Source organism: Streptomyces zinciresistens K42, assembly GCF_000225525.1.
Classification (GTDB): domain Bacteria; phylum Actinomycetota; class Actinomycetes; order Streptomycetales; family Streptomycetaceae; genus Streptomyces; species Streptomyces zinciresistens.
The window spans coordinates 1-21,518 of sequence record NZ_AGBF01000066.1; the positions used below are offsets into that span (position 1 = coordinate 1).

A 21,518-nucleotide genomic window follows, 5' to 3' on the forward strand; every position below is an offset into this window, starting at 1 on the left:
CGCGGAACCGGGGAGCCCGGGTACGCGGACGGGCCGAGGCGCACCCGGCACCGGCAGGTGCGTGCGCCGGCCGGACCGGGCGCGCCCCACCCGTGCGGGACCGGTGCGGGGACGCGGGACCCGTCGGTCGGCCCCGGCGCGGCCCGGGGCGTCCCTGAGCCGCGCGCTGGTCACCAGGGCCCTGGTGGGGATGCCGGCGACGTTGATGCGGGTGCCGCCGATCATGCCCCGTTCCACCATGGCGCCGCGTCCGCCGCCGCGGGCGACGTCCACGGCGAGCGTCCCGCCGCCCTTGCCGCCTCCCACGGCGGGGAGGTCGGCCTCCTCCGCCTCATGTCCGTCCGCACATCCGCTCCTTCGGGCCGGTTCCGTCGCTCGTACAACTGTGCGCGCATCCGCCCTGGCGGGTTCGCATCCGCCGCCGTGTGTCCGCCGGCGGTGACTTCACAGGTCCGGCAGCGTTCTCGTTCGCGACAGTCCGCTGCGTGTTCACGCCGCGTTCAGCGGGCACTTCGAGACTGCCGACGAGGCGTGCTCACGCCGGTCGAACGAAGGGCATTGCGGTGAAGGACAAGAAGGACGACGAATCCACGGCCTCGGGAGTCTCCCGGCGCCAGTTGGTCAAGTACGCGGGAGTGGGCGCGACGTTCGTCGCCGCGAGCCCCCTGGCGGCGAGTTCCGCCGCGGCGGACTCGGGTGACGGGCGGCCCGGCGGCGGCTCCCGCGGCAGGGTGTGGCGCGCGGGCGACCACCACGTGCACTCGGAGTACAGCGGATCGTTCGACACGTCGGTCAACCCGCCCCGGTTCCAGAAGGGCGGCGACGCGGTCTACCCGATCGTCACCAACGCGATCATGGCCAAGAACTTCGGCCTCACCTGGGCCATGTGCACCGACCACGGCGGCCCCAACCACTCGAAGGTCAACCTGGAGCAGGCCTACCCCGACCTGCTGCGCTCGCGTGAACTCGTGCCCGAGGTGCTGCAGTTCTGGGGCATGGAGCTCGACGCCCCGGCGCTCGACCACCACACGCTGATGATCCCGCACCACAGGGACGAGGCGCAGCAGCTGTACGAGCTGGAGCGCCGCTTCGCGAAGCAGGAGGCATTCCCGAAGGACCCGGGCCGCGACACCGAGGCCAAGATGATCGAGTTCCTGAAGGCGGCGAAGACCATGCGGCAGAAGCCGCTGGTCATCGCGCACCACGCGTCGCGTTCGGCGACCGGCCTCGGGGTCTACGGCCAGGACACCCCGCGCGAGTTCCGCAACGGCAACAACGCGGCCCCCGACATCTACGTCGGCTTCGAGGGCGCCCCCGGCCACCAGGCCGGCCCGCTCGTCGGCGAGGCCCGCGGCAGCTACGGCAACTACCCCACGCACGGCGGCTTCGACCAGATGACCGCGCGGGTCGGCGGGCTCTGGGACGCGCTGCTGGGCGAGGGACGCCGCTGGTGGATCACGGCGACCTCGGACTCGCACGTGCACTGGACGCGCGGCGGCTCCGACTTCTGGCCGGGCGAGTACAGCAAGACGTACGTGCACGCCAGGCAGGACTACGCCGACATCATGGACGGCCTGCGCAACGGCCGGATCTGGGTCGGCACCGGCGACCTGATCACGACCCTGGACCTGACGGCGACCGGCCAGCGCCGGAGTGCCGCCATGGGCGAGAACCTCACCCTCAGCCGCCGCAACCGCACCGACGTCGAGATCGAGATCCGCTTCCGGCCGCTGGCGGGCAAGAACGCCAACGGCGACCGTCCCGAGGTCAACCGGGTGGACCTGATCGTCGGCGGGATCACCGGCCCGAGCAGCAACCTCGACTCCGACACCAACCCCACCACGAAGGTCGTGGCGCGCTTCGGCCGCCGCGACTGGCGCAGGGACGGGCACGAGTACGTCATCCGCCACACCCTGCGCAACGTGGAGAGCGACGTGTACGCCCGGGTCCGCGGCACCAGCACGGACGAGGCTGAGCCGCTGGCCGACGGGCAGGAGAGCCCGTGGGACGACCTGTGGTTCTACTCGAACCCGGTGTTCGTCCAGGTGCGGTAGGACCATCAGCTCGGTTCCTGCACCAGTTCCGGGCAATTCACGGGCGGGCCCGCTCCCCCGGGGCTCGTCCACAACTCGCCTGAAACCGGCCTGAAGCTCATCTGAAGAGGGACGCGGCGGCGGCGCGCCCCGGCGACAGCCGGCGCACCGCCGCCGATTCCGTCCCGGGTTCCGGTGTTTCGGCATGTCATCGGGGACGGGACCGTCCCATGGCGGGCATGGGGTCCCGCGTGTTGCGGTGGGGACCTGTGAGCGGTGATGCTTTCCGTGGCACGGCGAGCCGGGGTGGACCGACCATTCACCGAAGGCCGGCCGCCGTGGCGTTCACGCGTGCGTGCGGGGTCGTCGGGCGGCCAGCGGGGCCGAGTCCGCGGCCCCGGCTGTCCTCGGGGAGTTCCACAGTGGAGACGATCATCGTTCAGCCGCCCGGTCTGCCCGGGACGGCAGGCGCGGCCGGGGCCGACCTGGTGCATCTGGGGCCGGGAGACATGGTCGAGTTCGGGCGCGGGACGCCCGGCGCCCCGGAGCCGTTCGTGGTGCTGCCGGATCCGGGGATCTCCCGGCGGGCGGGGCGGCTGGAGGCGGCGGAGGACTACTGGCGGCTGTCGAACTTCAGCCGGGGCGCCACGTACGTGGTGGAGAACCTGGAGGGCGGGGGCGAGTACATCACCGTCGCGCCGGGGCGGCTCGGGGCACCGGTGCCCTTCGAGTTCTCCCAGGTGGTCCTGCCGGGCCTGGGGAAGGCCGGCGGGTTCAAGGTGTTCGCCCCCCAACACGCCTATCTGGACGAGCGGGTGGCGCCGGGGTCGGGCGAACGGACCGTGCACCCCTACGCGCTGGACGTGACGGCCAAGTACTTCCTGGTCCTGGTGGCGCTGTGCGAGCCGCGGCTGCGCGGCGCGCGCGACGGCGCCCTGCCGGGTGCCGGGGACATCGCGGAGCGGCTGCGGCCGCTGGAGTCGTGCCGTGATCTGACCCGGTCGGCGGTGAACTACCACATCGACTATCTGACGCTGGCGAAGCTGCGCCTGGACGTCGAGGAGGAGTGCGGCACCGAGGACGGCGCCGGGCGCACCGGGGCCAAGCGGGCCCGGCTGGCCTGGGTGGCCCTGCGCTTCGGCCTGGTCCGCGAGAAGCACCTCGCGCTGCTGCCGTCGCGCCGGCAGACCGCCGCGGTCTCGGGAGGCGGCAGGTGAGTTCGTCCTACGGCGCGGACGGAGCGGCCGGGGCGCCGCGGCTTCCGGAGGGTTTCCGGATAGAGGGCTGGGAGCTCGGTCCCGTCATCGGCTCGGGCGGCTGGGGCACGGTGTACGAGGCGCGCGCGGTCGCGGACGGCGAGGTCGTGGCGGTGAAGGTGCTCCCGACGGGGGCGCTGGCGCCGGGGCAGCGCGCGGTGCTCGGTGAACTCGCGGCGCGGGAGGTGCGGTTCAGTACGGAGGCCGACCACCCGCACCTGGTGCGCACCCGCGCGGTGTGCACCGTCGTCACGCCCGGACTTCCCGAGCTGGACGGGTCGATCGCGCTGGTGATGGACCGGGCCGAGGCGAGTGTGCGCCAGGTGCTGGAGGCGGCCGGTGCGGGACGGCCGGTGCCGGACGCGGTGCGTCTGCTGCGCGGGGTGGCGGCCGGGCTGGCCCATATGCACGGTGCCGGCTGGGTGCACGGCGACCTCAAGCCGGCGAACGTCCTGCTGGGGCCGGACGGGGAGGTGTGGCTGGCCGACTTCGGGCTGGCCACCGAACTGGAGGGCACGCACGCCTATGTGCCGCCGCTGGGCACCCTCGACCATCTGCCGCCGGAGTGGTGGTCGCAGCGCACCGGGGCGGGCGGCAGGGTGGTGCGCACGACCGCCGACATCTGGGCGTTCGGGGTGCTGGCCCACCAGATCCTGACCGGCGGGCTCCATCCGTTCCCCGGCGCCACCGCCCGCGCCCGCTCGCTGGCCGCGCAGTCGTACGCCCGCGGCAGCGCCCCGCTGCGCCTGGACGCCGGACTCGCCGAGGGCTGGCGGCAGTTGATCGGGGACTGTCTCGGGCCGGACCACGCCTCGCGGCTCGCGCACAGCGCGGCGGGTCTGGTGGAGCGGGTCGACGCGCTGTCCGGGGCCGCGGGTGAGCGCCGTGCCGGGCGCCGGTGGTGGCCGGTGGCGGCGCTGGGTGCGACCTGTGCGGTGGCGGCCGCCGTCGCGGGGTACACGCTCCTCGGGCCGGACGGCTCCGGGGACGGCGGCGGACGGGACGAGCCGTCGGCGGTGTCCGGCGCGCGGGCGGGGTCGACGAGCGGCACGGGGGTGCCGAGCGTCGCGAGCGGGGAGATCCCGGCCGGCTCCGACGTCCCGCGCGCGCTGCGCCCCGTCATCGTCGCCGCGGCCCGGCGCTGCACGGACGCCGAGGTGACGCCGGCGCTGCTGGCGGCGATGATCAAGGCGGAGAGCAACTTCGACCCCACGGCGTCGCGGCCGGCCAGCGACGAGTACGGCATCGCCATGTGGACCCCGTCGGTCTTCAGGGCGTGGGCCGTCGACGGCGACGAGGACGGCGACAAGGACTACCGTTCGCCGCCGGACGCGATCGCCACGATGAGCCTGTACGTGTGCTGGCTCGACCAGCGGTTCAAGCAGGCCCGGCTGCCCGCCGAGGACCTTCCCGCGCTGATGGCGGCCGGGTACCGCACGAGCGACCGCACCGTCATCGAGGAGCGCGGGGTTCCGGCGCGGATGCGCGGGCACGTGGCGAAGGTGCTGCGCTATCTCTCCGAGTACGGCGGGTGAGGGGTGGGCGCGGGCGTCCACCCCTCCCGGCTCAGCAGTTCCCGACGTCCGGGAGCCGGTTCCCGGGCGAGCTGATGTAGATGTTGGAGATCCAGCCGCCGTACTGGGGCAGATAGGCCCACCAGTCGTTGGAGTAGGGCGGTGCGTCGACCCGCTGGCCCTGCTTCTGGCAGCCGACGAGGACCTCGACCCCCGCCGGGAGCCGGGTGAGGGGAGGCCGGGTGGTGGAGGGGTCGGGCCGGACGTTCACGTTCTCGCTCCAGGTGCCGTACCACCGGCCCGCCGGGCGCGCGGCGTCCGGGACGTTCAGCGACCGGGTCAGCCGGCCGATGTCGGTGTACGCCTTGCCGTAGGCGGTGCCGGTCTGGTGCAGGGTGTAGACCGCGACGATGTACCGGTCGTCGGGGCCGACCGTGCCGGTGCTGTGCAGCGCGGGCCGGGTCAGGTCGGTCTCGGCCGCGGGGGCGGCCGCCGCGGCGCGCGGGGCCTTCGCCGTACGCGGCTGCGCGGCCGTGCAGGTGCCGGCGCCGAACGCGCCGGACCAGCCCTGCTTGACCGCCCACGGCTCGGCGAACGCCCCGGCGACACCGAAGTGCTGGTCGAAGCCGTCCGACGCGCAGCGGGTGGAGGCGCGCAGGTTGCCCATCACGAAGTCGCGCACCGGACCGGGTGCCGTGTCCAGGAGGTAGCGGTAGATCGTGACGGTGTCGCGGGCCGACAGCGAGGTGTAGCCCCAGTAGCCCTCGTATCCGGGCGGCGGGGGCTGGGTGTCCGGCAGGCCGAGTTCGCGGGCCATCCGGGTGATGATCGCGGAGCCGCCGTTCCGCGACCAGTAGTAGCTGGCCGCGTCGTCGTCGCTGCTGCGCAGCATCGGCTCCAGGCGGGCCCGGTCGGCGGCCGGGACCGCATAGGCGGGCCCCCTGTTCCACAGGAAGTCCAGTGCCAGAAGCAGTTTGACGACGGAGGCGGAGCGGAAGCGGCTGCTGGTCCGGTACTCCTCGGTGAACGTGCCGGTGCGGCGGTCGAACACGGCCGCCCCGGCCTCCACTCCGGCCGGGACCTGGATCGCTGCGGGTGCGGCGCGGGCGGGGGGCGCGGGCGGGGCGAGCACCGCGCCGGCGGCGATCGCGCACAGGGCGGCCGCCGTGGCCGCCATCGAACGGAACACGCTTCTCAAGGCCCGTCACTCCTCCACGGTCGGGACGGCCCGCGCCCGTCCGTGACGCGGGTCCGAAGGGTCGGCCCGACCCTAGGTGGGCGGCGGGCCAGGACCGTCCTGACGCGTGTCAGGGGCGGGGGCGGGACAGGTTCCGGCGTCGCCCCCGCGGGGCGGGTCACCCGTGTCCGGGCGCGCTCTCGAAGGGGTACTGCACCCCGCTCTCCCCCGCGAAGCACCGCGCCGCGTGCTCGCGCATCCGGGGGCCGTAGGACGGATGGCCCATCAGGTCGGTGTAGGTCTCGCGCCTCCCCAGGTCCACGACGCCTGCCGTGTCGGCGAGCCAGACGTCGAAGCCCGGGTACATCAGCCCCAGGTACGGCAGGTCGTCCAGGTCGAGGGCGAGCACCGGGTACTCGCCGCGGGCGTCCGGTTCGGTGACGGCGAGGACGCGCCGGGAGTCCGATCCGCCGGGCAGGAGGAAGCACTCCGGGAAGCGGGCGGACAGCCACGCGAAGTCCGGGGCCCATGCCTGGCTCATCTCGTCGCCGACGAGCCGGTCCAGCGGGCGCGGGGCGAGCCGGCCGTCCGGGGTGAACCAGCCGTGCCGCTCAAGGAGTCCGGCGTCGTGGGCGAGCCAGGTCCGCAGGCTGGGCGACAGGGGGCGTCCGGAGGGCAGGACGGCGGCGGCGAGCGCGTCGCCGGACAGCGGGCGGGGCACCCCGCCCTCGGCCCAGGGCGCGGGGGCGTAGGGCAGGACGCGGGCCGCCGGATCGCGCCGCACCGCCTCGATGGCGCGCTCGGTGAGAGCGACTCCGTGCACGGGCGACCTCCTTGGTGCTCGCGGGTCCGGTCGGTCGGCGCGCGGACGGGTCCCCGTCTTCCGTTCCGCATCCTCACATCCGGCACTGACAACGCGACGGGACGGGCCCCGGCCGGCCCCGCCCGGCACACCCGACCCCACCTGACGGATCGTCAGCGTCTCGATGAATGCTTGATGATGCTCGGAACAGCCGAATATCGAGCACGTATTGACATGCGACCGTCACAACCCGCAGAGTCGTGCCCCGACAGTCCCGACAGTGCCCCCGGCAGTGCCGCACACCACCCCACCGAGGAGTGTTGCCGTCATGTCCGAAACACCCGCTGTCTCCCGCCGGCTGCTCCTGGGCGGAGCCGTCGCCACCGGCGCGCTCGCGGCCGGGATGACCGGCGCCGCCCCCACCGCCGCCGCCGCGACGATGCGCGCGCCCCGGCGCCGCCCCGGGCAGAGGTCGATGACCGGCGTACCGTTCGCGGCGCGCGGAACGGTCCGCGTGGCCCTGATCGGCCTGGGCAACCGCGGCTCCGGCATGGCCCCGGGCTGGGCGGCCGTGCCCGGCTGCACCGTGACCGCCGTCTGCGACATCCGCGCCGACCGCGCCAGGCGCGTCGCCGACCAGCTGGCGGGCAAGGGCGAGCCGCGCCCCGCCGAGTACGGCGGATCGGCCGACTCCTACGCACGGATGCTCCGGCGCGAGGACATCGACCTGGTGTACGTGGCCACGCCCTGGGAGTTCCACCACGAGCACGGCAGAGCGGCGCTGCTGAGCGGCCGCCACGCCATGGTCGAACTCCCCGTCGCCACCGAGCTGCGCCAGCTGTGGGACCTGGTCGACACCTCCGAGCGCACCCGCAGGCATCTGATGCTCGCCGAGAACTGCAGCTACGGCCGCAACGAACTCGCCATGCTCAAGATGGCGCACGCCGGCCGGTTCGGGGAGATCACCAACGGCCATGGCGGCTACCTCCACGACCTGCGTGAACTGCTGTTCTCCGACACCTACTACACCGACGCCTGGCGGCGCCGGTGGCACACCCGCAGCACCGCGTCCCTCTATCCCATGCACGGGCTGGCCCCGATCGCGGCGGCCATGGACATCAACCGCGGCGACCGGATGAGCACGCTGCGCGCCACGGCGACCGCTGCGCGGGGCCTGGCCGACTACCGCGCGCGGTTCGTCCCCCGGGACCACCCGTCCTGGAAGGAGACGTACATCAACGGCGACCAGGTCACCTGTCTCGTCGAGACCGAGAAGGGGCGGGTCATCAGGGCCGAGCACGACGTGAGTTCACCCCGGCCGTACAGCAGGATCAACACCCTGGCCGGCACCCGGGGGATCGTCGAGGACTACGCCGGGCCCGCCCCGACGGGCGCACGCGTCTACCTCGAACCGGACCACGGCGGCCACACCTGGCGCGACTTCGCCGACTACGCCAAGGAGTTCGACCACTGGCTGTGGCAGAAGGTCGGGGACGACGCCGCGAACAACGGCGGCCACGGCGGCATGGACTACGTCCTGCAGTGGCGCACGGTGCAGCTGATGCGCGCCGGGCTGGTCCCCGACATCGACGTGTACGACTCGGCGGTCTGGTGCTCGGCGGTGCCGCTGAGCGCCGCGTCCCTGGCGCGGGGCGGCGACCCGGTGGAGGTGCCCGACTTCACCCGCGGCGCGTGGGCCGCCGCACGGCCCGGCCTCGACTCGGAACCCACGGACATGCCTCCCGTCGGCTGAGCCGCGCGGGCGGGACCCGCCCTGCGCGGCCCCACCCGCGCGGCCCGGTTCAGCGCCGGCCGGGCCCGTGAGGCCCCGGGCAGGGGCAACGGGCCGCCACGAGGGGGCCGTTCCACCGTTTCGCGTGCGGGAAGGTTGTCTCGCACGCGCGGGAACGTCCTCGGGGCGACGGGACAGGGACCCATCAACCCTTTCGTGCGCGGGAGTTCGGCGGATCCACCGGCGGGGCGGAACCGGTCAGCCGCGGCGCGGACGCCCGCGTCCGCGGAAGGTTCCGCGGCCGGACAACCGCGCTCGCCCTCCTCCCGCCCTCCTGCGTACGGCCGTTCGGCGCTCCCGTGTACGGCGCCCGTCAGGACGGGGCCGCGCGGCGGCAGCGCAGGAACAGATGCGGCTCGGGCCCGGCGCCGGGGTGGTCGGGGGTGAAGGTGCCGCCCCGGCTGGACAGCACGGTCAGTCCGGCCCCCTCGGCCGCCGCGACGAGGTCCGCCGCGGCGAAGCTCGTCGCGCGCACCGGCCGGCCCATGAACACCACCTCGGCGTCCTCCACGTCCGCCGGCACGGTCGCCAGCACCAGATGGCCGCCGGGCTTCAGGGCCCGGGACAGCCGTGCCAGCAGGGCGCTCTGCTCGGAGCGGGTCATCTGGAGCAGCGAGAAGAACACGCAGACACCGTCGAAGGAGTCCGCGTCGAGCGGCAGAGCGCGGACGTCGGCGCAGCGGAACTCGGCCCCGGGGACCTGGCGGGCGGCGAGGGCGACCATGACGGGCGAGACGTCGACCCCCAGCACCGAGTGGCCCGCCGCGACGAGCGCGGCGGCGGTGGGCCGGCCGGTGCCGCTGCCGACGTCCAGCGTGCGGGCGGCGGGCGGCAGCCGGTCCAGGAGCCAGTCCAGCGCGGCCAGGTGCTCGGGGGCGTGCGCGAACGCCTTCTCGTACCGGGCGCCCAGGTCGTCGAACAGCACGGCGGCGGGCGGCCGTTGCTCGTCGTGCCCCATGTCCGCCTCCCTGTCGCCGGGCCGGCCTGCATCGTCGCACCGGCCCGGGGTGCGCCACAACGGGCCGCCGGTGCGTGTCCCCACGGGCGGGCCGGGGGAGAATGGGGGCCGTAGTCAATGGCCGACCCATCCGGAGGAGCTGGGCAATGCAGGACGCACGAGCGGGGCAGGTCGCCGGACCCGAGGACCTCGTCGACGTGGCCCGGCTGGTCACGGCGTACTACGCGCTGCGCCCCGACCCGGCCGAACCCGGGCAGCGGGTGGCGTTCGGCACCTCGGGGCACCGCGGCTCGTCACTGGCCGCCGCGTTCAACGAGGACCACATCGCCGCCACCAGCCAGGCCATCTGCGAGTACCGCGCCGCGCAGGGCACCGACGGCCCGCTCTTCCTGGGCGCCGACACCCACGCCCTGTCGGAGCCGGCGCGGGTCACCGCCCTGGAGGTCTTCGCCGCCAACGGGGTGACCGTCCTCGTCGACCAGGCCGACGGCTACACGCCGACCCCGGCCGTCTCGCACGCCGTGCTCACCCACAACCGCGGGCGCGCCTCCGCGCTCGCCGACGGGGTGGTGGTGACGCCCTCGCACAACCCGCCCGCCGACGGCGGCTTCAAGTACAACCCGCCGAGCGGCGGCCCGGCCGGGTCCGGGGCGACGTCCTGGATCCAGGACCGCGCCAACGAGATCATCTCCGGCGGCATGAAGGACGTACGGCGCATCCCCTACGCGCGCGCCCTGGCCGCGCCCGGCACCGGCCGCCACGACTTCCTCGGCGCCTACGCGGCGGACCTGCCGAACGTGCTGGACCTGGACGCGATCCGGTCGGCCGGGGTGCGCATCGGCGCCGATCCGCTCGGCGGGGCGTCCGTCGCCTACTGGGGCCGGATCGCCGAACAGCACGGGCTGGATCTGACGGTGGTGAATCCGCTGGCCGATCCCACCTGGCGGTTCATGACGCTGGACTGGGACGGCAGGATCCGCATGGACTGCTCCTCGCCGTACGCGATGGCCTCGCTGATCGAGCGGCGCGACCAGTTCGACATCGCCACCGGCAACGACGCCGACGCCGACCGGCACGGCATCGTCACCCCCGACGGGGGGCTGATGAACCCCAACCACTATCTGGCCGTCGCCATCGCGTACCTGTTCTCGCACCGGGACCGGTGGCCGGCGGACGCCGGAGTCGGCAAGACCCTGGTGTCGTCCGGCATGATCGACCGGGTCGCGGCGGACGTCGGACGGCGGCTGGTCGAAGTCCCGGTCGGGTTCAAGTGGTTCGTGGAGGGCCTGTCGGACGGCTCGCTGGGCTTCGGCGGCGAGGAGTCGGCCGGCGCGTCCTTCCTGCGCCGCGACGGCTCGGTGTGGACCACGGACAAGGACGGCATCGTCCTGGCGCTGCTCGCCTCCGAGATCACGGCGGTCACCGGGAGCACGCCCTCGCAGCACTACGCGCGGCTCACCGACCGCTTCGGCGCCCCGGCCTACGCCCGTGTCGACGCCCCGGCCTCCCGCGCGGAGAAGGCGCTGCTGGCCAAGCTGTCGCCGCGGCAGGTCACCGCCGACACCCTCGCGGGCGAACCGGTCACGTCCGTGCTGACCGAGGCGCCCGGCAACGGCGCCGCACTCGGCGGGATCAAGGTGGCCACCGCCAACGCCTGGTTCGCGGCCCGCCCTTCGGGCACCGAGGACGTCTACAAGATCTACGCGGAGTCCTTCAACGGTCCCGAGCACCTGGCCCGGGTCCAGGAGGAGGCCAGGTCGGTCGTGCTGGCCGCGCTCGGCGGCTGAGGCTCCCACCCGGCGGGCTGCGGCGCGACGTATCTAAAATGGGGAGGAACACCGCTCGGCCCGTCCGTCGCCGGCCTCAGGAGCAGGTATGTCCAGCGAACCAGCACCCCTCAGCGAGGCCGGCCGTCAGGCCCTGGAGCAGGAGCTGTCCCGTCTGCGCGCCGAGCGCGAGAAGGTCGCGAGCACTCTGCGCGACTCCGACGCGGCGGTGGGTGATCTCGCCGACGCCGCGGACGAGTTGCAGCGCGCGAACGACGTACGGCGCGTCGACGCCCGTATCGCGGAGATCACCACGCGGCTGCGCTCGGCCGTGGCCGCGGGACCGCCGCGCACCGACCGGGTCGGCGTGGGCGGCACGGTCACCGTGCGCTTCGGCGACGGCGCCGAGGAGACGTTCCAGATCGGTGAGACCACGATGGCGACGGAACACTCCCTGGTCACCGCCGACAGCCCCCTCGGGCGCGCGCTGCTGGGCCACCGCCCCGGGGACACCGTGCGCTACCACGCCCCGGGCGGGTCGGCCACCGCGGTGGTGGTGTCCCTGGGAGCGGCCGGCTGACCGCCCCCGAAGACACGCCGGATTCCCCGCACGCGGGGCTGACTCCTGCGTCCTTGCCCTCCGCCGGGGGGCTCGGCGCCCTCCGCCGGGGGGCTCGGCGCCCTCCGCCGGGGGCCGCCGGGTCACGCCTCCTGGCGTTCGCGGGCGGTGAGCCTGACGAGTCCGTCCTGGTCGGGGCGGCGGGGCAGGCACCTGTCGTGGCGATGCTCCGGGTCGCCCTCCACAGCCTTGCCGGACTTGTGACGGTGCGTCATGCACGGCCTCCTCGATCGAGGTCCGGGAGCGCTGGTGGTCGGCTCTCCTCACTGCCGTCCTTCTCCCGCGCCGTCCTTCTCCCGCGCCGCCGCGTCGCGCGGCGCGCACCCGGAGCCGGGGTACGGGGGCGCGGGGCGCACGCCGTGGTGAGGGCAGGGCGCGGGGTCAGTTCTCCTGGAGGACGGCGAGGACGTTCCCGGCCGGGTCGGTGAACCAGCCGATCGCCGCCGGGCCGCCGTTCCCGACGCGCACGACGCCCCGCTCGTCGTGGTCGAACCCGGGAACGCGGTCGAGGCGCACGCCGCGGCGCTCCAGCTCGGTCACCGCGGCCTCGATGTCGTTCACGGGGAAGTTCAGGATCGTGAACGACGCCGGGGTGTGGTCGGCCTTGGGGTAGACGAAGACCTGGGCGCCGGTGCCGAGCCCGAGCGTCAGCATCCGCATCTGCCCCTCGCCCCTTTCCTCCACCGTGAGGCCGAGGACCTCGCCGTAGAAGCGGCGGGCCTCGCCGAGGTCGTCGACGGAGAAGCCGCTGAACGCCTGGGACTGTCCGAACATGCCGTGGTCTCCTTCGGGTGTGCACGGTGCTGACGTCCCAGGGCACACCATCCGCTCCCCGCTCGGCCCGCGCGCCGCGCCCGAGGCATCCGGATGGTCGCGCCCGCTTCACCCGGCCACGGGAACCGCCCGCCGGGAGCGACCCGCCGGCGCCGCCCCGCCCCCGGCACGCACGTCGGCACCGGCCCGTCCGTGCCGGGCTCGACCTGCGTGCCGGCGGCGGTGCGCCGGCGGCCGACGACAGCCGGGGGATCTAGCGGGGCGAGGCCCGCCCCCTCGGGCGCGGGCGCCGCGTACGCCGTGAGCGCCGCGTACGCCGTGAGCGCCGCGCAGGCCGTGAGCGCCGTGCGCGCCGTCCTCCGCGACGGGTCCGCGCGCCGGCGGGGAGGTACGGATCCGCCCCGCCCGGCCACCCCGCCCCCTGACATTTTCTACACTGATGTAGTTTTTCAGGGAGCCCGTCGGGCCGGCCCCGACGGGAACCGACCGATCAAGAGGAGTACGCAGTGGGAGTTTCCCTCTCCAAAGGCGGCAACGTCTCCCTCAGCAAGGAGGCCCCCGGACTGACCGCCGTCCTGGTCGGCCTCGGCTGGGACGTGCGCACCACCACCGGCACCGACTACGACCTCGACGCCTCGGCCCTGCTCCTGAACGCCTCCGGCAAGGTGCCCTCCGACCGGCACTTCGTCTTCTACAACAACCTGACCAGCCCCGACGGTTCGGTCGAGCACACCGGTGACAACCTCACCGGTGAGGGCGAGGGCGACGACGAGTCCGTCAAGGTCAACCTCGCCGCGGTGCCCGCCGACATCGACCGGATCACGTTCCCGGTGTCCATCCACGACGCCCAGGCCCGCGGCCAGAGCTTCGGCCAGGTCCGCAACGCCTTCATCCGGGTCGTCAACCAGGCCGGCGGCACCGAGATCGCCCGCTACGACCTCTCCGAGGACGCCTCCACGGAGACGGCCATGGTCTTCGGCGAGCTCTACCGCAGCGGCGCCGAGTGGAAGTTCCGCGCGGTCGGCCAGGGGTACGCCTCCGGTCTCGCCGGGATCGCCGCCGACTTCGGCGTCAACGTCTGACACCGCACGACCGCCCCGCCGGGCCCGCGCACGCGGCCCGGCGGGCAGGCCGCCCGCCCCGCCCTCCCGTTCCGGCCCGTTCGCCCCCACCGACAGGAGACCGCGTGGTCGCTCCGCTCCCCCTGCGCCCCGAGGACAGACCGGACTTCGAGGCCGTGCTGCGCCTGGCCCTCGACACCCCGGACATCCGCAGCGCGCTGCGCTCCGACCCCACCGGGCGGACCGCGCGGCGGCTGCGCGCCGGGGCCCTCGCGCACGCCGACGAGATAGCCGCCGCGGCCCGGCACGAGTACCGCGGCTACCTCGCTCTGCGCGCCGCCGCGCGACGGCAGGCACCCCCGCACCCCTGGGCAGGAGCCGGTCCGCTCCCCGCCCTCGCCGTCCTCACCCCGTCGATCGCCGGAGCGTCCGCGGCAGCCCTCCTGCTCCTCGGCCAGGTGCTCCGGCTGACGGTCCCGGACGGCCCCACGGCCGCCTCACTGATCACCGCCGGCTGGGTGCTCGGGCTGATCGCGGCCCTCAGCGCGCCGGCCGCGCTCGTCGCGGCGCTGCGCGGCAGAGGGGCCTCCGCGGCCACCGCCGCCCGCCTCGAAGAGGCCCGGCTGACCTGGCACCGGGCCCTGCTGAGCCACGGCATGCTCCCGCACCTGCGGCGGTACACGCACGCGGAGCCCCCGGCCGGTTAGCCGCCGGAGGCGTTCGCCCGGCCCGCCGGGAACAGGGCTTCCCGGACGGTGGCGGCGAGTTCCGGGGCGCGGTCGTTGAGGTAGAAGTGGCCGCCCGGGAAGGAGACGGTGCGGGTGGGGCCGGAGGTCAACTGCCTCCACCGGTCCGCCTCCGCCACCGTGACGACGGGGTCCCGGTCGCCGACCAGCACGGTGAACGGGCAGTCCCGCAGCGTCCCCCGGTCCCAGGTGTAGCGCATCAGCAGGGCGTGGTCGGCGCGGACCGACGGCATGATCAGGTCCCGCATGTCCGGGTCGTCGAGGACTTGGGGCTCGGCCCCGCCGAGGCGGCGCATCTGCGCGAGCAGGGTGGCGTCGTCGCGCAGGAAGTCGTCGGCGCGCGGGCCCAGGACGGGCGACGCCCGCCCGGACAGGAACAGCCGGACCGGCGCGAAGGGCGAGCGGTCGCGCTCCAGGCGGCGGGCCGTCTCGAAGGCGAGGAGCGCCCCCATGCTGTGGCCGAACAGGGCCAGCGGCCTCTCCGCGGCGCAGTGCAGGGGCAGTTCGCGCACCACGTGGTCGACGATCCCGGCGAGGTCGCGCGCGGGCGGCTCGGCGAGCCGGTCCTGGCGTCCCGGGTACTGGACCGCGTGGACGTCGAGGTCCGGCGCGAGGGCGCGCGCGAGACGGGCGTAACCGCCCGCGGCTCCTCCGGCGCAGGGGAAGCACAACAGCTGTGCCGCCGCGCCCGCTTCCGCCGTGCGCAGGCGCCGGACCCACGTGCCGCTCATCGCCGCCTCCCCGGATGACGGCCTTGCGGGGGGGGCATCGTGACCCGCAAGGCCGTGCACAGCGTACGAAGGGAACGGCCCGCGTGGCGGACACCCGCTCCTGCGCCGCTCTCACGCTCAAGTCCGGCCGCCGTTCGCGCAGTTCAGGGGTGTGAGGGCAGTGGTGGCAATGGTTGCCAGTGGCGGGAGCGGCGCGGTGCCGCCCGCTCCGGCCCGCCCACGGGAGGTCGCGGACGGTCCAGACGTCGGGCTCGACGTGGACGGCGTGGTCGGCGGCCGGGGAGCGGTGCGCGGGGGCCGAGGTCCCCCACGAGCACGACCCCTCGGTCCTGGTCGGAGGGCAGCCCCGTCCAGCGCCGCCACTGCCCGAGCGAGCCCGGAACGCCCATGGACGTGGCGGCGGTTGCGACGATCCGCCCTCGCGTCCGCACATGGGTCCGCAGCCAGGGGTAGCGTGGCAGGCCGTCGGCGTCGCACTCCTTCACGTACGCGTCCATCGGCGTGCGGGGCGCCCTCGGTGCTCGGCCGTGGGGCGTACGGGGACCACCATGCGTAGGCGGCCGCCGGCGCGGGCGTTGTCCGCCGTGGCCCGGAGCATCAGTGCCGACAGCCCCCGTCCGCGGCGGCCGGGCACGACGTCGTGCCCGCTCCGCTGCGCACCCCGACCGGTCACGGCCCGGCCGACCGCCCGACCCCAAAACTCGTCCGAGCCCAGGGTGCCGGGTGGCCGAGAAGCTCCGTCGCGGATGCCCGTCGCCGAGGTTCGACTCTCCGTGGAGCGCGGGCATTTCGTACGCGGTGAGGCTGGTCGGCGCGAGACCGGCGGCGCCGCTCGATTCCGTCGCTTCCGTCGGGACGCCCTGTTTTCGCACAGGGTCCGGTGAGAGCGCGACGGAGGTCCGTCGCGCCCGGCTTACCGCTGAGCGAGGATCACCGCGCCGCGCTGGGCACCTGACGGGTCAGCGGGACGAAGGAGTCGTCCCGCGGGGAGTAGATGTCGGTGGAGCCGGTCTGGGCGGAGTGGAACAGGGCCCGCAGGCGCAGGTCCCCGCCCCGGCGGCCCGACTCCAGACCGGGATAGCCGGCCAGGTTGGCCAGTTGGGTGAGCAGATGGGCGCGGGCCGCGCGGTCGTAGGCGTCGGCGTCGAGGTCCGCGCCGGCCCGGGAGCCGACCGCTTCCCGGCTGGCGGTGCGGGAGTTGCCGACGAAGAGCCATCTCCGCATGGAGGACGAGACGCTCTTCTGCGCCAGGAGGGCGGCGACCGCCGCGCAGCCGGAGTGCCCCGAAATGACGACGTCCTTCAGGTCCGGCAGGGTGAGCGCGTATTCGATCGTGGCGATGTCTCCTGAGACGATGCGCGGGTTGTACGGGAGGACGATGTTCCCGATGTTGCGCACTTCGTACATCTGGTCCGGATCGGCGACGAATCGCTGGGGAACCAGACGGGATTCCGTGCACGAGATGAAAAGGACTTTGGGGAGTTCCCTGCCCGTCCGGTCACGGCCTCGCGGACGCTGGGCAGGCACGGCCGACCGGGATGAACGCGGGGTACGCATGATGTCGTCTCTCTGTCGCGGCGATGTACGAGCAGAACGCGTCTGAACATGACCGTTTCAGAGCAACCACATCTGGAGCTTCGGCCGGATGGCGCCGTCGTGCGGCAGATTCGGCTGAGGTACGGCGAGGTGCTGCCACGGTGGACCACGGGGGGCCTTTCCCCTCATGCGCGTGAGCGTGACCAGCGTCGGTGGCTCGGCGGCGCACAGGTGCGGCAGCCGCTGCGTCTTGAGGGTCGCGTCGCCCTCGCGTTCACACACCGCGCTGGGTGTCGAGGAACCGTCGTCGTGCCGCCGCTCGGTTCCCTCGTTGTTCTGGGCCGGCGCTGCGGCCGTGGACGTGGGTGGCTGGATCTCTGTCAGCGGTGCGGCGTGGCCCAGCAGGGCGTGTCCGCACATGAGCAGGGGCAGCAGCCACCTGATGAGATTGCGAAATAAACCAGCGTGCGCCATTAAGCCTTCCCCCGTCGGCTTCACGTAGTTGAATTGCTAATCAGCTACTCGGATGCTTGATACCTCCCATGCTGGTGCGGCTGTCCACGCTAACGGATACCGCTCGGTTCTGGTCATCGTCGTCCACCGGGGGCAGCTTTCCGCCCAGGGACAGTTTGCACAGCGGGAGCGCACTAGCAGTGGTAACCAAGGCGACCAGCACCAACAGGGAGAACACCTTCTGGCCAATGACCCCTTGTGCAAATCCCACGTTGATGAAAACAAGAATCATGAGCCCTCGCGCGTTCATCAGGGAGCCCATCGCGGAGCCCTCGCGCCAGCTGAAGCCCCGCCACCTCATCACCGCGATGCAGCCGGCGTACTTGCCGACGAAGGCCGCCGCGACCAGGGACGCCAGCGGCAGGAGCGTGCCGGGGTCGGTGAACCCGGCGATCCTGGTGTTGAGCCCGGAGAACGCGAAGAAGATGGGCACCAGCAGGACCTGCACGGTGTCCAGCAGCCGCTCGCGCAGGGCCCGCCGGAACACCGCGCCCCGGGGCATGGCCAGGCCGACCAGGAAGCCGCCGAAGACCGCGTAGATGCCGATCCGCTCGGTGATCAGGCCCGCGCCGAGCACCGACACCAGCACCACGCAGAACTGACCGCTCGTCAGCGTGCCGCTGCGCTCGACGCGTTCGCCCAGCCGGGCCAGCAGGCGCCGGCCCACCGTCATCACCACGACCGTGAAGACGACGGACAGCAGCACGGTGCGCATGCTCTCGTCGAAGCCGCCGCCCTTGTGGAAGGCGATCAGGAAGGCCAGCAGGCACCAGGCGACCGCGTCGTCGACGGCCGCCGCCAGGAGCGCCAGCATGCCGAGCGCGCTGCGCTCCAGGCCGTTGTCGTAGAGCATCCGGGCGAGGATCGGGAAGGCCGTCACGGCCAGGGCGCCGCCGATGAAGACCGCGAACATGGACGGGCTGACGTCCTTCAGCGACAGGCTGTCGTAGAAGAGCAGTCCCACCCCGCACCCGGCGGCCATCGCGGGCAGGATGCTCGCCACGGCGATGGACACCGCGGTCCCCTGGTAGCCCCTGGGCGCGGTGTGATGGTCCAGGCCGACGCCGACGAGGAACATGAACAGGGTCAGCCCGATCGTGCTGAGCACGTACAGGACCGGTTTCACCTCGGCGCTGAACAGCGCGTCCTGGACCCCGGGGGCCACGCGCCCGAGCAGGGTCGGGCCGAGCAGGATGCCGGCCACCATCTCGCCCAGGACGCGGGGCTGTCCGACCTTCTCGAAGAGTCTCCCGCACAGGGCGGAGAGGACCAGGACGACGAGGACGGCGGGCAGTACGTCGATGACCAGCTGCACGTTCGGGTCCACCGCGGCCAGCTGCACGGTCTGCATCAAGTCCCCCTAGGCCCGGGTGAGTACGAGGGCGGCGTTCTGTCCGCCGAAGCCGAACGAGTTGCTCAGCGCCGCTTCCACCGCCTCCTTGCGGGCGGTGCCCCGGACGACGTCGAGATCCACGGCCGGGTCCGTCTCGCGCAACCCGGCCGTGGGCGGTACGACCTGGTGCTTGAGGGTGAGCGCGGTGAGCGCCGCCTCCACCGCGCCCGCCGCGCCCAGGGAGTGGCCGGTGACGCCCTTCGCGGCGGTGACCAGGGGATGCCCGCCGATGACCCGGCGCACCATCCGCCCCTCGGCGAGGTCGTTGAGCGGTGTCGAGGTCCCGTGGGCGTTGACGTGGTCGATCTCGATCGGGAACAACTCCGCGTCGCGCAGGGCCGATTCGACCGCGCGCTGGGCGCCCGCCCCCTCCGGGTCCGGCCGGGTCTCGTGGCCGGCGTCGGCCGAGGCGCCGTATCCGCTGAGGTAGGCGTACACCTGGGCGCCCCGGGCCCGCGCGTGGTCGGGGTGTTCGAGCACCAGGATGGCGGCCGCCTCGGCGATGACGAACCCGTCCCGGTCCTTGTCGAAGGGGCGGGAGGCCAGTTCGGGGTCCTCGGCGTTGCGCGAGAGCGCCCCCGCGCGGGCGAAGGCGGCGACGACCGAGTGCACGAGGCTGGACTCGGCCCCTCCGGTGATGACGACGTCGCAGCTGTCGTGGCGCAGCAGGTCGCGGGCGACGCCGAGCGCGGTGGTGCCGGAGGCGCAGGCGGTGCTGGTGACCAGGCTCGGGCCGCAGGCCCGCAGGTCCGTCGCCAGCTGACCGGCGATCAGATTGGGCAGGGACATGGGGATGGTGAGCGGCGAGATCCGCTCGGGGCCGAGCTCGCGCAGCCGGTCGTACTCGCGCTGCCAGGTGCCGATGCCGCCGAGCGCGGAGCCGAGGACGGTGCCCACCCGGGCGCCGTCCCACCCCGCCGGGTCGAGACCGGCGTCGGCGACCGCCTCGCGGCCGGCGACCAGCGCCATCTGGGTGCAGCGGTCCAGCCGCCAGGCCGCGCGCCGGCCGAGGACCGCGTCCCCGTCGAACGCGGTTGCCTGGCAGGCCAGTTGGACGGGCATGCCGGCCAGCTCCGGGATCAGCGCGGTGGTGGGGCGGCCCTGGACCACGGCCTCCCAGGTGCGGGCCGTGTCCGGACCGCCGGCGGTGATCATGCCGATGCCGGTGATGGCGGCGTGGAAGGGCTCTGTTCGGCGCCGCCCGCTCGGGCCGCCCCGTGACGGCCCGGCAGTCGTGGCTGTCCCCTCGACAGCCCGGGTGCGCGGCGCGTGGCTCATGCCCGGCCCTGCGCGCCGGCGTGTTCGGCCAGCTTGCCCCGCAGGAGCGCGACGACGTCGGTGATCTTCTGCTCACCGTTGAAGTCGTCGTCGGCGATGGGGATCTCCAGCACGCTCTGGAGCACGTCGGAGAGTTCCACCAGCGCCAGGGAGTCCAGCCCGAGTTCTCCGAAGGTCGTCTCCGGAGTGACGTCGGTGTCCTCGACACCGAATCGTGTGACGAGTTCGGAACGCAGCTGGTCCTGAAGCTGCTCGGCGGAGGGGTGCGCGGAGGCGGTCACGGTGTTCCCTTCGGTCGTGGTGCGGTGTGGTGGTCGTCAGCCCTCGGAGGCGCGCTCGCGCCCGTCCGGCTGGGGTGTGATGTCCGGCCAGGTGAGGGCGGCCGCGCCCCAGGTGGCCCCGCCGCCGTAGGCGGTGAGCAGGACCCGGTGGCCCGGCAGGAGTCCGCCGCGGCCGACGGCGTCGGCCATGGCCAGCGGGATGGACGCGGCGGCGGTGTTGCCGACGCGGTCGAGATGCAGGGCGCAGCGCTCCATCGGCAGCCCGAGGCGTTCGGCGACCGCCTGGAGGATGCGGCGGTTCGCCTGGTGCGCGACGAGGCAGTCGACGTCCTCGGGACGCCAGCCGGCCCGCTCGCGCACCTCCTCGGTGACGGCCGTCATCCGTGCGACCGCGTGCCGGAAGACGGACCTGCCCTGCATGGTGAAGTACCGGCCCTCCTGGTCCGGTTCGGCCGGGTCGAGCGGTTCCCGGGAGCCGCCCGCCTGGACGGTGATCAGCTCCCGGAGGGAGCCGTCGCTGCCCAGGACCGAGGGCCCGAGGGCGCCGGGTTCGCCGGGGTCGCCGGGGCGCAGGACGACTGCTCCGGCGCCGTCGCCGAAGATGGGCCTCGTGCCGCGGTCGGCCGGCGCCAGGATCGTGGAGAACGCGTCCGCCCCGATGAGCAGGACGCGGCGGGCGGCGCCCGCCGCGATGAAGCTGCTCGCGGCGGTCAGTCCGTACAGGAAGCCGCTGCACACGGCGGACAGGTCCCAGGCCGGGGTGTCCACCAGGCCCAGCCGGTGCGCCACGAAGGGCGCGGTGGCGGGGCAGGGATGGTCGGGCGTGGTCGTCGCGAGGATCACCAGATCCACGGGTTCACCGCCGGCGGACTTCAGCGCGCGGGCTCCCGCCCGCACGGCGAGGTCTCCGGTGGAGATGCCGGGTCCGACGACTCGGCGTTCCCGGATTCCGGTTCGGCTGGTTATCCACTCGTCGGTGGTGTCCATGATTTCCGCGAGGTCGTCATTGGTCACCACCGTTTCCGGCAGATAGGCGCCGAGACCGCAGAGCACAGCACTCTTCTGCATGACTCATCACCTCCTTCGGCGGTCGAAAGTAACACGGCCTCCTGAGTATTTCCACAGGCCGTCTGAATTCATTCAGAAACCTTGAAAACGACTACCATTAACGACTCGCAGATGGGAATGACTGTCATATAGATCAGCATCTGCGCAGTTCAGAGCGTTTCTCCGGGCAGATCTGGCCTCGGCTGGCCAGAATTTCATTGCCCGGTCGCACGCCGCCGTG

General features: G+C 73.6%; 20 protein-coding genes and 1 pseudogene. 8 read left to right on the plus strand and 13 right to left on the minus strand.

Translation table 11 applies throughout. The annotated features are described in order from the left end of the window. Nucleotides 1–306: pseudogene (locus tag SZN_RS42700) on the minus strand (hypothetical protein); the annotation flags it as partial. Nucleotides 307–563: 257 nt separating this feature from the next. Between SZN_RS42700 and SZN_RS19085 the strand changes: the two are divergent. The 3 genes from SZN_RS19085 to SZN_RS19095 all read left to right on the plus strand — a co-directional run bounded on the left by SZN_RS19085 (nucleotide 564) and on the right by SZN_RS19095 (nucleotide 4,824). Further along, nucleotides 564–2,054 carry a CehA/McbA family metallohydrolase domain-containing protein gene (locus SZN_RS19085; protein WP_007497491.1) on the plus strand — a complete coding sequence of 497 codons (1,491 nt, stop codon included), beginning with the start codon at nucleotides 564–566 and terminating at the stop codon, nucleotides 2,052–2,054. A gap of 401 nt (nucleotides 2,055–2,455) precedes the next feature. Further along, nucleotides 2,456–3,250 (plus strand): hypothetical protein, encoded by a 795-nt coding sequence (locus SZN_RS19090; RefSeq protein ID WP_007497492.1) that lies wholly within the window; start codon nucleotides 2,456–2,458, stop codon nucleotides 3,248–3,250. Beyond that, nucleotides 3,247–4,824, plus strand: a complete 1,578-nt coding sequence (locus SZN_RS19095) for a serine/threonine-protein kinase (protein WP_007497493.1) — start codon at nucleotides 3,247–3,249, stop codon at nucleotides 4,822–4,824. The genes SZN_RS19090 and SZN_RS19095 overlap by 4 nt, the downstream gene beginning before the upstream one ends. A gap of 31 nt (nucleotides 4,825–4,855) precedes the next feature. Here the strand turns inward: SZN_RS19095 and SZN_RS19100 are convergent, their stop codons facing one another. Both SZN_RS19100 and SZN_RS19105 read right to left on the minus strand, forming a co-directional pair. Next, nucleotides 4,856–5,992 carry a hypothetical protein gene (locus SZN_RS19100; protein WP_007497494.1) on the minus strand — a complete coding sequence of 379 codons (1,137 nt, stop codon included), beginning with the start codon at nucleotides 5,990–5,992 and terminating at the stop codon, nucleotides 4,856–4,858. 166 nt (nucleotides 5,993–6,158) lie between these two features. Beyond that, nucleotides 6,159–6,803 (minus strand): hypothetical protein, encoded by a 645-nt coding sequence (locus tag SZN_RS19105; RefSeq protein WP_007497495.1) that lies wholly within the window; start codon nucleotides 6,801–6,803, stop codon nucleotides 6,159–6,161. A 307-nt stretch (nucleotides 6,804–7,110) separates the two neighbouring features. On the opposite strand from SZN_RS19105, the gene SZN_RS19110 reads away from it, so the two are divergent. After that, a complete protein-coding gene (locus tag SZN_RS19110; protein ID WP_007497496.1) occupies nucleotides 7,111–8,535 on the plus strand; it encodes a Gfo/Idh/MocA family protein in 1,425 nt (474 codons plus the stop codon). A gap of 352 nt (nucleotides 8,536–8,887) precedes the next feature. Here the strand turns inward: SZN_RS19110 and SZN_RS19115 are convergent, their stop codons facing one another. Next, a complete protein-coding gene (locus SZN_RS19115; protein WP_007497497.1) occupies nucleotides 8,888–9,532 on the minus strand; it encodes a class I SAM-dependent methyltransferase in 645 nt (214 codons plus the stop codon). 146 nt (nucleotides 9,533–9,678) lie between these two features. On the opposite strand from SZN_RS19115, the gene pgm reads away from it, so the two are divergent. Next, nucleotides 9,679–11,319, plus strand: a complete 1,641-nt coding sequence (pgm, locus tag SZN_RS19120) for a phosphoglucomutase (alpha-D-glucose-1,6-bisphosphate-dependent) (RefSeq protein ID WP_007497498.1) — start codon at nucleotides 9,679–9,681, stop codon at nucleotides 11,317–11,319. An 88-nt stretch (nucleotides 11,320–11,407) separates the two neighbouring features. Continuing rightward, the gene (locus SZN_RS19125; RefSeq protein ID WP_007497499.1) at nucleotides 11,408–11,878 is read left to right on the plus strand and encodes a GreA/GreB family elongation factor; all 471 of its coding nucleotides are present in this window, start codon (nucleotides 11,408–11,410) and stop codon (nucleotides 11,876–11,878) included. Nucleotides 11,879–12,000: 122 nt separating this feature from the next. Here SZN_RS19125 and SZN_RS43215 read toward each other — a convergent pair whose 3' ends face one another. Next, a complete protein-coding gene (locus SZN_RS43215) occupies nucleotides 12,001–12,132 on the minus strand; it encodes a hypothetical protein (protein WP_007497500.1) in 132 nt (43 codons plus the stop codon). A gap of 166 nt (nucleotides 12,133–12,298) precedes the next feature. Beyond that, complete coding sequence (locus SZN_RS19130) at nucleotides 12,299–12,691, minus strand: VOC family protein (protein ID WP_007497501.1); 393 nt, start codon at nucleotides 12,689–12,691, stop codon at nucleotides 12,299–12,301. Nucleotides 12,692–13,197: 506 nt separating this feature from the next. Between SZN_RS19130 and SZN_RS19135 the strand changes: the two genes are divergently transcribed. Then, the gene (locus SZN_RS19135; RefSeq protein ID WP_007497502.1) at nucleotides 13,198–13,773 is read left to right on the plus strand and encodes a TerD family protein; all 576 of its coding nucleotides are present in this window, start codon (nucleotides 13,198–13,200) and stop codon (nucleotides 13,771–13,773) included. Nucleotides 13,774–13,877: 104 nt separating this feature from the next. Then, a complete protein-coding gene (locus SZN_RS19140; protein ID WP_007497503.1) occupies nucleotides 13,878–14,459 on the plus strand; it encodes a hypothetical protein in 582 nt (193 codons plus the stop codon). Here the strand turns inward: SZN_RS19140 and SZN_RS19145 are convergent. From SZN_RS19145 to SZN_RS19175, 7 genes are all read right to left on the minus strand, one after another. Beyond that, nucleotides 14,456–15,229, minus strand: a complete 774-nt coding sequence (locus SZN_RS19145; protein ID WP_007497504.1) for a thioesterase II family protein — start codon at nucleotides 15,227–15,229, stop codon at nucleotides 14,456–14,458. The two genes, SZN_RS19140 and SZN_RS19145, sit on opposite strands and share 4 nt — an antisense overlap. 930 nt (nucleotides 15,230–16,159) lie before the next feature. Continuing rightward, a complete protein-coding gene (locus tag SZN_RS19150; RefSeq protein WP_078508726.1) occupies nucleotides 16,160–16,786 on the minus strand; it encodes a carbonic anhydrase in 627 nt (208 codons plus the stop codon). A 57-nt stretch (nucleotides 16,787–16,843) separates the two neighbouring features. Next, nucleotides 16,844–17,239 carry a hypothetical protein gene (locus tag SZN_RS19155; protein ID WP_139063560.1) on the minus strand — a complete coding sequence of 132 codons (396 nt, stop codon included), beginning with the start codon at nucleotides 17,237–17,239 and terminating at the stop codon, nucleotides 16,844–16,846. A gap of 40 nt (nucleotides 17,240–17,279) precedes the next feature. Continuing rightward, the gene (locus tag SZN_RS19160; RefSeq protein ID WP_007497507.1) at nucleotides 17,280–18,629 is read right to left on the minus strand and encodes a cation:proton antiporter; all 1,350 of its coding nucleotides are present in this window, start codon (nucleotides 18,627–18,629) and stop codon (nucleotides 17,280–17,282) included. A 9-nt stretch (nucleotides 18,630–18,638) separates the two neighbouring features. Beyond that, the gene (locus SZN_RS19165) at nucleotides 18,639–19,949 is read right to left on the minus strand and encodes a beta-ketoacyl-[acyl-carrier-protein] synthase family protein (protein WP_078508728.1); all 1,311 of its coding nucleotides are present in this window, start codon (nucleotides 19,947–19,949) and stop codon (nucleotides 18,639–18,641) included. After that, entirely contained in the window at nucleotides 19,946–20,230 is a 285-nt protein-coding gene (locus SZN_RS19170) for an acyl carrier protein (RefSeq protein ID WP_007497510.1), read from the minus strand. The genes SZN_RS19165 and SZN_RS19170 overlap by 4 nt, the downstream gene beginning before the upstream one ends. A gap of 36 nt (nucleotides 20,231–20,266) precedes the next feature. Continuing rightward, a complete protein-coding gene (locus tag SZN_RS19175) occupies nucleotides 20,267–21,298 on the minus strand; it encodes a beta-ketoacyl-ACP synthase III (protein WP_007497513.1) in 1,032 nt (343 codons plus the stop codon). Between the last annotated feature and the right edge of the window lie 220 nt (nucleotides 21,299–21,518).